This is a genomic window from Jeotgalibaca caeni (assembly GCF_028863945.1).
Classification (GTDB): domain Bacteria; phylum Bacillota; class Bacilli; order Lactobacillales; family Aerococcaceae; genus Jeotgalibaca; species Jeotgalibaca caeni.
Window position 1 is genome coordinate 1 of sequence record NZ_JARBEA010000059.1, and the last position, 14770, is coordinate 14770.

General features: G+C 37.7%; 12 protein-coding genes and 1 pseudogene. 12 read left to right on the top strand and 1 reads right to left on the bottom strand.

The window, feature by feature from the left end:
• The first annotated feature begins 99 nt into the window (after positions 1 to 99).
• Together PVE40_RS10735 and PVE40_RS10740 are read left to right on the top strand one after the other, a co-directional pair.
• Positions 100 to 942 carry an ATP-binding protein gene (locus PVE40_RS10735; protein WP_274731931.1) on the top strand — a complete coding sequence of 281 codons (843 nt, stop codon included), beginning with the start codon at positions 100 to 102 and terminating at the stop codon, positions 940 to 942.
• 240 nt (positions 943 to 1182) lie between these two features.
• Positions 1183 to 1749: a recombinase family protein gene (locus tag PVE40_RS10740; RefSeq protein ID WP_274731932.1), complete on the top strand. Its 567-nt coding sequence runs from the start codon at positions 1183 to 1185 to the stop codon at positions 1747 to 1749.
• 193 nt (positions 1750 to 1942) lie between these two features.
• On the opposite strand, the pseudogene PVE40_RS10745 reads toward PVE40_RS10740, so the two are convergent.
• A pseudogene (locus PVE40_RS10745) lies at positions 1943 to 2125 on the bottom strand (IS30 family transposase); the annotation flags it as partial.
• Between the two features lie 344 nt (positions 2126 to 2469).
• Here PVE40_RS10745 and PVE40_RS10750 point away from each other — a divergent pair.
• The 10 genes from PVE40_RS10750 to PVE40_RS10795 all read left to right on the top strand — a co-directional run.
• Positions 2470 to 3483 carry a LacI family DNA-binding transcriptional regulator gene (locus PVE40_RS10750; RefSeq protein WP_274731933.1) on the top strand — a complete coding sequence of 338 codons (1014 nt, stop codon included), beginning with the start codon at positions 2470 to 2472 and terminating at the stop codon, positions 3481 to 3483.
• A gap of 225 nt (positions 3484 to 3708) precedes the next feature.
• The gene (locus PVE40_RS10755) at positions 3709 to 4572 is read left to right on the top strand and encodes an ABC transporter permease (RefSeq protein ID WP_274731941.1); all 864 of its coding nucleotides are present in this window, start codon (positions 3709 to 3711) and stop codon (positions 4570 to 4572) included.
• 12 nt (positions 4573 to 4584) lie between these two features.
• Positions 4585 to 5472 carry a carbohydrate ABC transporter permease gene (locus PVE40_RS10760; protein WP_274731934.1) on the top strand — a complete coding sequence of 296 codons (888 nt, stop codon included), beginning with the start codon at positions 4585 to 4587 and terminating at the stop codon, positions 5470 to 5472.
• A gap of 52 nt (positions 5473 to 5524) precedes the next feature.
• Positions 5525 to 7141 (top strand): type 2 periplasmic-binding domain-containing protein, encoded by a 1617-nt coding sequence (locus PVE40_RS10765; protein WP_274731942.1) that lies wholly within the window; start codon positions 5525 to 5527, stop codon positions 7139 to 7141.
• 72 nt (positions 7142 to 7213) lie between these two features.
• Positions 7214 to 7819 carry a YesL family protein gene (locus PVE40_RS10770; protein WP_274731935.1) on the top strand — a complete coding sequence of 202 codons (606 nt, stop codon included), beginning with the start codon at positions 7214 to 7216 and terminating at the stop codon, positions 7817 to 7819.
• A gap of 12 nt (positions 7820 to 7831) precedes the next feature.
• Positions 7832 to 9166 (top strand): glycoside hydrolase family 30 protein, encoded by a 1335-nt coding sequence (locus PVE40_RS10775; RefSeq protein ID WP_274731936.1) that lies wholly within the window; start codon positions 7832 to 7834, stop codon positions 9164 to 9166.
• A 25-nt stretch (positions 9167 to 9191) separates the two neighbouring features.
• A complete protein-coding gene (locus PVE40_RS10780; protein ID WP_274731937.1) occupies positions 9192 to 10103 on the top strand; it encodes an ROK family protein in 912 nt (303 codons plus the stop codon).
• On the top strand, positions 10103 to 11530 hold the full coding sequence (locus PVE40_RS10785) for a 6-phospho-beta-glucosidase (RefSeq protein WP_274731938.1): 1428 nt from the start codon (positions 10103 to 10105) through the stop codon (positions 11528 to 11530). The genes PVE40_RS10780 and PVE40_RS10785 overlap by 1 nt, the downstream gene beginning before the upstream one ends.
• A 19-nt stretch (positions 11531 to 11549) precedes the next feature.
• On the top strand, positions 11550 to 13712 hold the full coding sequence (locus tag PVE40_RS10790) for a glycoside hydrolase family 3 N-terminal domain-containing protein (RefSeq protein WP_274731939.1): 2163 nt from the start codon (positions 11550 to 11552) through the stop codon (positions 13710 to 13712).
• Positions 13713 to 14138: 426 nt separating this feature from the next.
• The coding region (locus PVE40_RS10795; RefSeq protein ID WP_274731940.1) for a transposase at positions 14139 to 14770 on the top strand (632 nt) is incomplete at its 3' end.

Sequence of the window (14770 nt, forward strand, 5' to 3'; positions counted from 1 at the left end):
TATTCTTTGGCGGAATTACATTTTGAGTGTACCACGAATGGCTTATTTATTTGTCTAGCTTAATTTTACAATCGACGAAATGAAAAAAAATACGTATATTTGCCTTCCAGTGGAAGTGGATTTATAAATGCGGATGGTCTGACAAGCATACAACAACAAGATTTAAAGGTTGATTCCATATATGAATATTTACGAAAAAAATTCCAAGAGTTAGACTTTTTTGACGAATTGGAAATAAGAGCTAAACTAAGAATTATTAGTGATATTATATATCGTCGAGTAGATTTTACTTATATTTCGCCCATTATCAATCGAATTGAATCAGAAAAAGAACAGTGGAAAAGAGTCCTACATATTACGGATGAAGAAAGTTTTTCAATAAACAGTAAAGACAAATTAGTTCATATTGTATCTTTGCGTGAATGTAATATAGAAATAAAAAAAATGATTCCATTGTTATTAGCAAAACTAACATTTGAGAATGCAAAAAACAATAATTGGGATTCTTCCTTTCACCTAATTATAGATGAGGCTCACAATATTCTGTCTTCTCAATCAAGTAGAGAAAGCGAAAGTTGGAAAGATTATCGGTTAGAGTTATTTGAAGAGATAATAAAAGAGGGTAGAAAGTTTTCTTATTTTTTGACCATATCTAGTCAGCGTCCGGCAGATATCTCGCCTACTATCCTATCTCAAGCACATAATTTTTTCATACACCGTTTAGTAAATGAAAAAGACTTAGCTATACTTAATAATACAGTTTCTACATTAGATATAGTTTCCCGCCAAAACATCCCACTTTTGTCTCCTGGTGTTTGCATAATTACTGGAACAGCAATGACTATGCCTATAACTGTTCAGGTGCATTTTAATAAGAATAAAGAATTAAGACCGAGTAGCGACACAATAGATTTATTAAAGTTATGGAAAAATATTCCTTGACTAGAAAAAAATAACGAACAAAAAAGCTCTGCATAGGACTATCTGTAGAGCTTTTTTATACTTGGAAAACTTATTCTTTCCAAAGTATATCTACCTTGCTCATGCTATTAATGAGAGGGTATCGTTTTCATAGTCAAAACTCAAGAGTATTGACTATCGTTTTCGGTTCCAGTAAAATCAAGGGGTACAGGGGTGTCATAACTAATGGTCAAAAGTAAATCAAAAAAAGAGGTAGAAAACATGAAATATGGTTACGCACGGGTCAGTACCCGTCACCAAGATTTGGAAGGACAGCTGCGTCAGCTGGAAGAGGAACGCTGCGATAAAGTATTCTTTGAAAAAATAACGGGGACTAAAAGTGATCGGCCCGAGTTCCAAAAATTATTAGAGGCGATTCAAACAGGGGACACGCTGGTGGTTACAAAATTAGATCGGTTTGCGCGCAGTACCCAAGATGCCTTAAACACGATTAAATTTCTTTTTGAGAAGGGCGTGCGAATTAATGTACTGAATCTAGGTATAATCGAGAACACGTCAACAGGAAGACTTATTTTTACGATTTTTAGCGCCTTTGCGGATTTTGAACGCGACTTAATTGTGGAACGGACGCAAGAAGGGAAGGAAATTGCAAAGCAGCGCCCCGGATTCAAAGAAGGTCGTCCTAAAAAATTCTCAAAACAACAAATCAATCTTGCGATAAGTTTACTTGACACTCATTCCTATAAAGAAGTAGAAAAAATGACGGGGATTAGTATTAGTACACTCACACGAAATAAGCGAAAGCAGACCATTGAAACAAATTCATAAGTTGGCTAACAAAAAATTACTTAAATTATATAGAAGAAACAGTCAAAGTCATAAACACAAAATTATTAATACTCCCTTGATTTGATAAGATAAGTATCAAACATAATATTTTCTACTAAATTATTAACTTGATGAAAAGATGAAAGGGGAGAAAACTCTCGGGAATTCATGAAATAATAGAAAAATTAATTTGTCAATTTAAGCTAGACAAAACAGATTCAACTAGGTAACTCAAAAACACTTCCAGTGGTGTCTGGTATGCCAAGGATTTTTATGGGATATTGTTTCGCATGTTTTCGACCGAAGAGGAAGAGATAAAGGTTTAATTGACTTGGCTGAAATCCATTCCTTTTGGCTGGCCATCTTTCTGGAGCAACCTAGTGGTAGGAAGACTCTATCCTCACCCGTTCATCCGTGGTAAGGTGGTGTAGGTCATTCGTGATCACTCCTCTATATTCTTTGGTCGGAATTACCATTTGAGTGTACCTCGAAGGCTCTTTTATTTATCTCGCTTCATTTTACAATCGGCGAAATTAAAAAAGAAGAGGTAAAATTTTTCTATAAAAATAAAAACGTTTTTAATGAAAAGATACATGAAAGTACCTCTAAATCAACTATTACGAAGAAGTCATCAAAAAGGCTTAAAGAAAGCGTTGTCAAAGCGAAAGATATATGATAAAGTCTATTTAACAAAAACGTTTTTATTACGGGGATGTCAAAATGAAGAAAATAACTATTAAAGATGTTGCACGCGAAGCAGGCGTTTCAATTTCCACAGTGTCGAATGCATTGAATAATGTCGATGTGTTGACACCTGAAACAAAAGAACAAGTCTTAGCAACTGCTAAAAGTCTTAATTATTTTCCAAATCTAAGAGGAAAGCTTTTGAAATCAGGTAAATCTAATATGATTGGTTTTTTTACGTCAAGTGTAAATGGTCCATATTTTTATGCATTGATTGAATCGATGTCTAGGGAATGTGAAAAACAAGGATACGGCTTAAATGTATTCGTAACTAAAAATAAAGATGTTGTTCTAAATAATATATTTGGAGGGATGATAGATGGTACTATAATTTTTGAGCAAGATCTTATGACTGATCAAGACGTCAATATAATAGATAAAGAAGGTATAGCAACTATTTTTTTGGATCGAGAAATTAAAAGTAAGCGAATTGGAAGTGTTGTTTTTGATTCTTATACGGCTGGATTTGAAGCAACAAAATATTTGATTGACTTAGGTCATAAGAAAATAGCTTTTATTTCCGGATTTGAAGAGATGTATGATAGTCGTCAACGTAAAGCCGGTTATCTAGATGCAATGGAACAATTTGGACTCGAAGTTAAACCGCATTATATCTTGGAAGGATTATTCGAAGAAGAGAGCGCTTACAAGGCAGTTAAAGCCTTCTATAAAAAATATAAATTTGATTTCCCAGATGGTTTTCTTGCTGGTAATGACTTGAGTGCCATTGGATGTATCAAGGCATTAACATCAGATGGATGGAAAGTTCCGAAAGATATATCGGTCATGGGCTTTGATGATATTGAAATTGCTGAGTATTATAAACCAGCGTTGACTACTGTTCGAAATCCAATTTCTAGACAAGGAATTCTCGCTATCCGTCATTTATTAGATATAATGACTCAGCAAAGCGAGGGAGAAATACATCGACTGCCTGGAACCATTATTGGACGAGATTCCTGTATCGTAAGTACCACAATTAGCGAGTAATTATATGACTGCGCATATTTACAAGTAGTGTGATTAAAAATAAAAACGTTTTTATCGGTAATGAGTATGTATATCCTGAAAAAGGAGAGGTAAAGTGTGAAAAAAGAAGTGATGGTAGACGGAAACAAGGCAAAGTTAGAGAGTAATCTAAGCGCTAATCAATATAAGAAAACAAAGAAGAAAAGTCATTTAATTGAATTTTTCAAACAATGGGAATTGCAGTCCATGGTACTTCCAGGCGTTATATTCATGATCATCTTCAGCTTTATACCCATTTATGGATTAACGTTGGCCTTTCAAAATTACACTGTATTAGATACAGTTGACACTGCCGCTTGGGTTGGATTAGAAAACTTTCGAATTATCTTGGGTGATCAATTTTTCTGGGATTCAGTCTGGAATACATTGGGTATTAGTTTTATGAAATTGGGAATTGGTTTCTTTGTTCCAATTATTCTTTCCATTATGATTTACGAAATGAGGGAAGGAAAATTAAAAAAAATTATACAAACAGTGTCATATTTACCACACTTTTTATCTTGGATTGTACTCGGTGGGATGTTAATTAATTGGCTATCAACAACGGGATTATTAAATCAAATAGCGGTTGGATTAGGTATCACTGATTCACCAACAAATATTTTACTGGATGCGGATAAGTATTGGTGGATAGCAGTTCTTTCTGACATTTGGAAAGGTGCGGGATGGGGAACCATTTTGTATCTTGCTACTATGACTAAAATAGATCCAGCATTTTATGAAGCAGCTAAAATTGATGGTGCTACGCGTTTACAACAAATTGTTCATATTACCTTACCGATGTTGAAAAACATCATCTCATTAAATTTAATCCTAAATGTTAGCGGTTTACTTGGATCTAACCTTGATCAAACTATGGTTTTAATGAATTCACAAAACCAGCCCAAAGCTGAAGTTATCAATTCTTATGTCTATAGAATGGGGTTGGCTCAAGGTGACTTCTCGTACGCTACCGCAGTCGGATTAGGTGTTTCAATTGTCTCCGTTATTTTACTGCTCGCGGCAAATAAAGTTACAAGCAAAATGAATGATAACAAGTCTGTCTTTTAAGGGAGTGATTACATGAAAAGAACGCATATGAAGCAAGATAAAGATAGTCGTTTATTCGATTTTATAAACGTAGCGATTTTAATCGCGTTTACCATCATCATTATTGTTCCGATTTGGAACGTCCTCATCTCGTCATTCAGTAGCGGAAGATCTTTAGCGGAAGGAGGTGTTGCCTTATGGCCGACCGAATTTTCGTTAGAAAACTACCGAGCAGTGTTTAGAGATAGTTCTATCTTCCAAGCATTTTTTATATCGGTTGCTAAAACAGTGGTTGGGGTTGTGACACATGTGTTTTTCTGTGCCATGGTCGCATATGGATTAAGTAAACAACATTTAAAAGGACGTAAGTTATATACAGCAATGGGAATTGTGACCATGTTTTTCTCTGGCGGAATGGTACCAACTTATCTACTTATAAAAGATCTTGGTTTGTTGAATTCGTTTTGGGTCTACATTATCCCTGCGCTATTCAGTTACTACGATGTCGTCATCTTGATGAATTTCTTTAGAGGTGTTCCGGATTCGCTAGAGGAGTCTGCCAAATTAGATGGTGCAGGTGACTGGAGAATTTTCTTGAGTATCTTTTTACCGCTATCGAAGCCAGCTCTTGTAACAATTGCCTTGTTCAATGGCGTAAACCAATGGAACGATTTTATGACAACCAAACTATATATCACTAACCAAGCGTTATATCCTTTGCAAATGAAATTATATGAAATTATTGTTCAATCGCAAACACAGTCAATGCAGAATATGGGTGGAACGGCCATAATCGAAACGACAACAAAAGGGGTGCAGTTAGCAACGATAGTCGTCACAACACTACCGATTATTTTTATCTATCCATTATTACAACGGTATTTAATCTCCGGCATGATGTCCGGAGCAGTTAAAGAATAAAACATTAAAAGGAGGAAACAACATGTTCAAAAGTTTAAACAATGCTTCTAATATTTCGAAATTAGGGTTCGGATTACTGGCTTCCACATTTATATTGACAGCCTGCGGTGGGGAAGAAACAGGTGGAGAAGCCAATAGCAACGATGATACAGCAGCAGAAACCAGATATGAACTCGACGCAACAACGCCAGCTTGGAAACTAGATACAAAAGAAGAAACAACGGAATTGACTTGGTATGTCAATGCAGATTGGTGGAATAAGGATTTCGGTACTGACACCGTCACTAAAAAAATTAAAGAAGATTTGAATATCGATATCGAGTTCATAACAGGAGATGACACCAAGCTCAATACGTTATTTGCCGGTGGTGATATGCCCGATTTAATTACTACTTTTGATCCAAACTCAGAAATTGGTAAAAAGGCTAACTCATGGGCACTTTCATTAAATGATTTAGCTGATCAATATGACCCACACTTCTATGAAGTATATGCTGAAGAGACATTTAATTGGTTTCAACTCGAAGATGGAAAAACTTACGGCTATCCGAACTATTCCAATACACAAGAAGATTATAATAGCGGTATGATTCCTACAACAACAGCCTTTGTTATTCGTAAGGATATCTATGACGCACTTGGCCAGCCAGAATTCAATACCCCAGAGAAATTCCTAGAAAGTTTAGATAAAATTACCACTGAATATCCAGAATTACATGCACTAGGTTTTAACGAAGTAGGTACAGGCACAGGGCCCCTAGGTAACACGCTACAAGACTACCTAGGCGTACCGCTAGAAACAGAAGATGGTGACTTCTACAATCGTAATCTAGATGAAGACTACTTGCTATGGGTTGAAACGTTGAATGAAGCTTACCGTAATGGCGCAATCAGTGACGACAGCTTCGCAGACGACAGTACAGGATTTGCTGAAAAGACCAAGACAGGTAAATATGCAACGATGATTTTAGATGGAACAGTTCAACAAAGCGGGAACTTACAAATTTGGTCTAATTCAAATCCAGATGGTGTGTACATCGCCGTAGATGGTCCTGCAAGTACAGTAGGCAACGAGATCACTTTGAACCAATCGGGTATTTCTGGTTGGATGACAACCTACGTTACCAAACAAATTTCTGACCCAGCTAAAGCCATTCAAATCTTCACCTATTTATTAAGTGAAGAAGGGCAACTATTAGTCAACTATGGTATCGAAGGTGAAACGTATACGAAAGATGAAGACGGCCTGATCACTTTTACAGAAGAAATTAAAGAAATGCAACAATCTGATGCCGATCGCTTCAAGAAAGAACACCGGATGGGCGAATTTATTTTCTTTGCTCATGATAAACATAAAGTCTTGAGTTCAGATTCATTCCAACCAGCCATTCATCAAATGATGGAATGGGGAGAAGGAAAATTGTACCCACACTTTATCTTGGAAAACACTGCTCCTGACCAAGGAACACAAGAAGCAAGAAGCCTGACAAACATCGAAACACAATGGGCAAATTCATTAATCAGTATGGTACGCGCTGGAAATGAAACGGAATTCGATGCAGCTCTTGAAACTTACAAAACCTTCCTGGATGAAAATAACTGGGAAAGCATTGTCGAAATCAGAAGTGGAAAAATAGCTGAGAACAAAGAAAAACTAGGGATCGAGTAACAACTAATTAGCGCAGCATTGCTTGCCAACTACAAGCTGCTGCGCTGTTTTTTAAAAGTGAGGAAGTATACCATGGAGAGAATATTTGATATTAATGGAAAAGTGTATAAAGTGTTAGCGCGGGCGGGGGACTTGTTTATTTTAAACATGCTTTTTATTTTAAGCTGTCTGCCAGTAATAACGATTGGAGTAGCTTGTAGCTCGTTGTATGCAGTAATGCTGAAGTTGTGGCAACAAGAAGAAGCCTACATTATAAAAGATTATGTTAAAGCATTCAAAAGAGACTTTAAGCAGAGCACGATTGTCATGTTTATTTTATTATTCGTAGCGGTTATATTCTATATTGTCATTCGGTTCTTACATGCTTTAGTAGTCAGTCCTATCATTTTGTTACCCATCTTAATCCTTTTTTCATTTTTTGTTTTGATGTCGCTTTATCTTTTCCCATTGATAGCAAAATTTGAAGATTCGATACTCCAGCAGTTTAAGAACGCGATTTATCTAAGTTTAAAACATATGTCACTATCAGTTGTTATTTTTTTAATCACCATTGTTATTTTAGTATTGTTTCCTGTGTTTGTCTTTCAACTATCCTTCTTATGGTTTGTGTTTGGGATTGCATTAGCATTCTATCTAAATGCGCACCTCTTCAACTATATTTTTCAGCAATACATTTAAAAGGAGTTTCTTATGGAAATAAAAGCATTTTATCAGACAAATGACGAGCACCATTTATTTGAACGTGTATCTCCACAACCTGTTTCCTCTACAAAGAACCAGCAAGTGATTCAAATAAATGATGGATTAACTTATCAAAGCATCGACGGATTCGGAGCATCCTTTACAGATTCTTCAGCCTATCTGATGAATCAAGTCATCAGTCAGTCCGATCAAGATAAGATGATGAAAAAACTATTTGATCCGAGCGTTGGTATTGGGTTATCTGTTATCCGCAATCCAATGGGCGCTTCCGATTACGCTCGTTTTATCTATAGTTACAATGAACTTCCAGAGGGCGAAACGGATTTAGAACAAAATCATTTTTCAATTGCGCACGATGAAACGGATGTTTTACCTTTAACGAAAGTAGCCATAGAACTCAACCCCGACGTTAAGCTCTTCGCTTCACCTTGGAGCGCACCGGGTTGGATGAAAACGACTGGGTCGATGATTGGTGGAAAATTAAAACCTGACTATTACGAGAGCTATGCCCACTATTTTACGAAGTTTATCCAAGCTTATGCTTCTCATGACGTCCCTGTATATGCCATTACCATGCAAAATGAAGCCCTCTTTCTTCCGCCGCATTATCCCGGTATGGAAATGTTGGCGCATGAACAGGCAGATTTTGCCAAGAACTATTTAAAGCCAGCTTTTGTTAAAAATAATCTGACAACTAAAATTTTAGCTTACGACCATAACTGGGACAAACCGGAATATGCCATGGAAGTGTTGGAAGACATTGGCGAAGCCATTGATGGGATTGCTTGGCATTGGTATGGCGGTGAACCGGATGTTCAATCGAAAGTGAAAGAAGCCTATCCAGATAAAGAGGTGCATTTCACAGAAGGGTCGGGAGGCGAATGGATTCCCCCCTTTGAAAAAGCCTTTACGAATACCATACGACGTGGCATTCAAATTTTAAGAAATCATTCCAAATCGTTTATCTTATGGAATATGGCTTTGGATGAAAATAATGGACCGACCATTCCGGGGTTCGGAGAAAGTACTTGTCGTGGGTTATTGAAAGTAAATCAACAAACTAAAGAGGTCGATTTAACCATTGACTATTATGCCCTGGCTCACTTTAGTAAGTTTATTCGGCCAGGTGCCGTTCGGATTGATTCAACCAACGAACAAGATATTTTGACCGTTGCATTCAAAAATAAAGATGGGTCAATAGCCATAGTCATTTTCAATGATGGTGAAAGGGATGCCAATTTAACTATTCAGTTACACAACCAAACCATTCTTTCCTATGCGTCCCAACGTAAAAGTGTGGCGACCTTACTCATAGAGAATTAATGGCATGGTTTAGAGGGGGAACAGTATGTATACAGTATCAATCGATATAGGTGGCACTTATATCAAACACGCTTTATTTTCTGAAAACGAAGTAATGATTATGCAAGCAAAAGTAGCAACACCTAAAAATAAAGAGTCCTTTAAAGAAGCCTTGGTAACCATTATTAATGAATATGGATCCGCCTATCCTATTGACGGCGTTGGGCTTTCTGTGCCGGGCTACATTAATAACGAAAATGGCTATGCCGAAAAAGCGGGATCACTCTTTTTTCTGGATGGCATCAATTTTATCAGTTTGATTCAAGATGAGGTTCCTTATCCCGTTTTTATTGATAATGACGCCAATTGTGCGGCCTTATCAGAGAGTTTTTCCGGGAATGCTAAAGGCCTCACTGACTTTTTCGTGATGACACTTGGAACGGCAGTAGGAGGCGCGCTTTACTTGAATGGCGGCCTCTACCGTGGCGGCCAATTCAAGGCGGGGGAGTTTAGCTTAATGCGGATTAACTACGGCCAAGCCCCCAACCGGACGTTTTATGAGTATGCTTCGGCATCAGCACTTCTTTACAGATACCAAGCACTGAAAGGTCAATCAGCAGGGGAGGTAAGTGGCGAACGCATTTTCGAAGAATTTAATACAGATGAAGAAGTCAAACAACTGGTCCTGGACTGGGTAGACGATATCTGTGTCGGTATTTTCAATGTGGTTTGTATCTTGAATCCGCAAAGAGTCTTAATTGGGGGTGGCGTCAGTGCCAACCCATTGCTCGTTCCCTTAATCAATGAACGCATGAAAGAGCTTTATCGTTGGGACCACTTTGAGGTTCCCATTGTTCCTTGTAAATACCGCAACACAGCGGGTGTGCTTGGGGCTTACTATATGGTTAAAAAAGGACTAAACAAAGAAGCGCAATACTTAAAGGAGGAAATAAAATAATGGGATTTAGAAAAGATTTTCTTTGGGGAGGAGCCGTTGCTGCTCATCAAATTGAAGGCGGATGGAACGAAGACGGAAAAGGTGTCGCGATAGCAGACGTTTTGACAGGGGGATCCAATGGCGTCGCTCGTGAAATTACAGACGGCGTTCTGGATGGCAAATACTACCCCTCACATGAAGCGGTCGATTTTTATCATCGTTACAAAGAAGACATTGCCTTGTTCGCAGAAATGGGCTTCAAGAGCTTCCGGACCTCCATTGCTTGGACACGTGTTTTTCCAGATGGCGATGAAACAGAACCAAATGAGGCAGGGCTCCAGTTCTACGATGATTTGTTTGATGAGCTGCTGAAATATGGTATTGAACCCGTGGTCACATTGACTCACTTTGAAATGCCCTACCATTTAAGCAAGGAATATGGTGGCTTCCTAAGTAAGAAAGTGATTGATTTTTTCGTTCACTTTTCCAAAACGGTTCTTGAACGCTACAAAAATAAAGTGAAGTATTGGATGACCTTCAACGAAATCAATAACCAGGCGGGCGGTTTCCATGATTTACATGCCTTTACGAATTCAGGAATTGTGTTTAAAGAAGGGGATAACCGGGGGGAAATAGTCTATCAGGCCTCTCTGAATGAATTGATTGCCAGTGCTAAAGTGGTCAAGATTGCACACGACATTAACCCTGATTTTATGATGGGCTGTATGATGGCTTATGTACCCGTGTATCCGTATTCCAGTAACCCTTCTGACGTGATGGCTTCGGTTAAAGCGATGAACAGCCGTTTCTTCTATAATGACATTCATGCCCGTGGCGAAATCCCAGCATATGCGCTTAAGGACTGGGAAAGAAGAGGCTACAACATTGAGTATAGCGAGGAAGAATTACAAGCACTGAAAGAAGGAACCGTGGATTACATTGGCTTCAGCTATTATATGTCAGGCGCAGTGACGGATTTGCCTGACGTCGAAGGTTACACTGATGCGGAAGGTGTGAAATACACCAACAATCCATATATTGAAAAAAGTGATTGGGGATGGGCGATAGATCCGGTTGGCTTACGCTATGTCTTGAATGTCGTCCAACAACGTTATAATTTGCCGATGTTCATCGTTGAAAATGGCTTTGGAGCTTATGACAAAGTGAAAGAAGATGGCACCATCAACGATGACTACCGTATTGCGTACCTTAGCGAGCATATTAAACAAATGAAATTAGCCGTCGAAGAAGATGGTGTTGACTTGATTGGATACACGCCTTGGGGCTGTATCGACATTGTCAGTTTTGGAACAGGCGAAATGGAAAAACGTTATGGCTTTATTTATGTTGATAAGGATAATCAAGGAAATGGTTCCTTAAAGCGAAGTAAAAAGGATTCTTTCTATTGGTATCAAGAAGTAGTAGAAACAAATGGAGAAAAAATTTAGCTCGTGAAGGATGACTGATATGGAAAAAAAACAGTTACATAAACTGCTAGAGCAAATGACGGTTGAAGAAAAAATTGGTCAATTAGTACAGTTGACTCCTAATTTTTTTGAAGAAACAGATGGAGAAGGAGAAATAACAGGTCCATTAATGGAATGGGGAATGTCAAAGCAAGAGCTATATAATATTGGTTCAGTTTTAGGTACCCATACTATATCTCAGACACATCAAATTCAAGCAGCTTACCTTAAAAATAATCGTTTAGGGATTCCTTTGCTTTTTATGGCAGATGTAATTCATGGTTATGAAACAATTTTTCCTATTCCAATTGCTTTAGCCAGTAGTTGGAGTCCTGAATTAATTGAAGAAATGGCAAGTTTATCAGCTGTAGAAAGTGCAGAAGCAGGTGTTCACGTTACGTTTTCACCTATGGCCGACTTAGTAAGAGATCCACGTTGGGGAAGAGTAATGGAAAGTAGCGGAGAAGATACTTATTTAAACAGTCTATTAACAGCAGCTTATGTGAGAGGCTATCAAGGAAATCCAAATAAGCTGAATGAAAACTTTAATAAAATAGCAGCCTGTGTAAAGCACTTTATCGGTTATGGTGCAAGTGAGGCAGGACGTGATTATAATACAGTTGATTTTTCTGATCTTGCTTTGTATCAAGACCACTTACCTTCTTTTGAAGCAGCACTTAATGCAGGAGCTAAGTTAGTTATGACATCTTTTAATACGATTAAAGGAATTCCCGCTAGTGGCAGTCAATGGTTATTAAAAGAAGTGCTAAGAAATGATTTGAATTTCCAAGGATTGCTTATCTCTGATTGGGCTGCTATAGCCGAAATGATTACTCATGGCGTTGCTGTAGATAAGAAAGAAGCTGCATTAAAAGCACTATCAGCTAGTGTAGACATGGATATGATGACTGATTGTTATCAAAGTTCTTTAAAAGAACTTTTAAAAGAAGGAAAGATTACAGAAACTACTGTTGATCAAGCAGTTCTTCATGTTCTACAATTGAAAAATGATTTGGGTTTATTTGAAGATCCTTACCGAGGAATGAAGGGGAAACAGCAAAAAGCAGTTACTTTTTCTGATAGTATTCAAAGCACAGCAAGAGAGCTGGCAGCACAAAGTATGGTTCTTTTGAAAAATGAACATCTATTGCCATTAAATTCAAAAAAAACGGTAGCGCTTATCGGTCCTAAGGCAGCTTCTCAAGATATTTTAGGAGCATGGTCATGGATAGGTAAACAAAGCCAGGCAGTAACTTTAAAAGATGCATTGAAAAAAGAATATCCAGATTTACTAACAGCAGAAACTGATTCTTTAACAAAAATCACTTCGGATGAATGGGAAACTATAAAGAGGGTTGCAGCTAAAGCAGATATTGTTATATTAGCTTTAGGAGAATCTTCGGAAGAAAGCGGAGAAGCAGCTAGTAAGGCTACGATTAGATTGCCAGAGGCTCAAGAACAGCTCGTAAAATCAATAAAAGCAATCAATCCGAATATTGTAACAGTTCTTTTTAATGGGCGTCCATTAGTTTTAGAAGAAATAGCAGAAAATTCTAGTTCTTTACTAGAAGCTTGGTTTCCAGGCACTCAAGGGGGGCCTGCAATAGTAGATATTTTAGTAGGAAGAGTTAATCCATCTGCAAAATTACCTATGAGTTTTCCAAGAAATACCGGACAAATTCCTATCTACTATAATCATATGTCTACAGGACGGCCTGTGACTCAACAAAATAAACAAGAAAAATATATTTCTAAATATATAGATGTTGCGAATGAACCTTTGTATCCTTTTGGTTATGGATTAACTTATACAAGTTTTATTATCGAGGATATAAAGGTATCGTCTACACAATTAACGGAAGATACGAAAATCATTATTACAGTAAATGTCACAAATATTGGAAGAATGATTGGAAAAGAAATTATTCAGTTATATCTGCATGATGTTTCAGCAGAAGTTGTTCGACCTGTAAAAGAGTTGAAAAAATTTAGGACAGTTTTATTAGAACCTAATCAAATGCAAGAAGTTAAGTTTGAAATTACCGTCGAAGATTTAGTATATATTCACCCTGACTTAAAAAAATCAGCGGATAAGGGCTTTTTTGAAATATTTATAGGTACAGAAAGTAGAGCTCCTAAGATAACGGAGATTGAATACGTTTAACGAAATAAAGAAAGGAATGGAAAGAATAAAAGAAAGGAGAGAGTGATTCTCTTCCACTATACTTTTGAATTACCTCATCACTCTTTGAGATGAGAGGTCAGTATCAAAAACAATCGTTTCTGATACAAAGTAAAAGACCCTCTTTTTCAACCAAAAGAGGAGTCTTTTCTGTCTCAATTGCCTTCTTAAAAACTACTGTTCACTATCCATTGTTTTTGGAACAAAAAAATTGATATTCACTAATGATTCATGTTTCTTTAAGAATAGATAATATCCTGAATAATTCATAGAATTTCTGAAACTCTATTAAAAGCTTATTAACGCACGGTTCTTCTTTTCTTTTACCGCACCCTTTGGGTGTACAAAAAGAACCCCAATCTGCTATGGTTAAAGTGTCTAAACTAAACCAAGAAAGGGGTTCTCTCAATGGCTACATTACAGGAAAAACACGTAAAATTCAACTCTAAAATGGTGGTGTCAAACACCGGTGGTAATCTTTCGTCAGATGCCGGTCTCATCTTGGTGAAGGAATTCATGAATTCGCTTGGATTTTATTCGTTCGCGAAGCAATTCCTCCACTTCAATGAGGACCGTATTTATTGGACTCATGACAACATCTCCCTGCTCGAACAGCTGCTCTTCCAGTTGATTGCCGGATATTCCGCAGATTCATCCGCCAATCTCTTGAAGGAAGATCCCATTTTTCGGTTGGTTTTGGATAAGGAAGCCATCGCCTCCCAGGCCTCGCTATCCCGCTTCTGGGACCGGATCAGCGAGGAGAACATTGCACAGTTCCAGGAACTGAACCAAGCCATGCTGGACAAGGTCCGCATGGAACGGAACAATACCCAAATGATCATCGATTTAGATTCCACACATTCGGATACGTTCGGGAATCAAGAAAAGACTGAGTACAATGCCCATTACGGCACACAGGGCTATCATCCGTTGGTAGCCTTCGATGGCCTTACGGGAGACTTTCTGAAAGCAGAACTTCGTTCTGGCAATGTTTATACCTCAAATGGGGTGAAAACATTTCTGGAGCCAATGCTGGAGCA

Coding starts and splice junctions, on each gene's coding strand:
- PVE40_RS10755 (WP_274731941.1), top strand. CDS start 3,709: ATGGTACTTCCAGGCGTTATATTCATGATCATCTTCAGCTTTATACCC.
- PVE40_RS10785 (WP_274731938.1), top strand. CDS start 10,103: ATGGGATTTAGAAAAGATTTTCTTTGGGGAGGAGCCGTTGCTGCTCAT.
- PVE40_RS10770 (WP_274731935.1), top strand. CDS start 7,214: ATGGAGAGAATATTTGATATTAATGGAAAAGTGTATAAAGTGTTAGCG.
- PVE40_RS10780 (WP_274731937.1), top strand. CDS start 9,192: ATGTATACAGTATCAATCGATATAGGTGGCACTTATATCAAACACGCT.
- PVE40_RS10790 (WP_274731939.1), top strand. CDS start 11,550: ATGGAAAAAAAACAGTTACATAAACTGCTAGAGCAAATGACGGTTGAA.
- PVE40_RS10750 (WP_274731933.1), top strand. CDS start 2,470: ATGAAGAAAATAACTATTAAAGATGTTGCACGCGAAGCAGGCGTTTCA.
- PVE40_RS10740 (WP_274731932.1), top strand. CDS start 1,183: ATGAAATATGGTTACGCACGGGTCAGTACCCGTCACCAAGATTTGGAA.
- PVE40_RS10775 (WP_274731936.1), top strand. CDS start 7,832: ATGGAAATAAAAGCATTTTATCAGACAAATGACGAGCACCATTTATTT.
- PVE40_RS10760 (WP_274731934.1), top strand. CDS start 4,585: ATGAAAAGAACGCATATGAAGCAAGATAAAGATAGTCGTTTATTCGAT.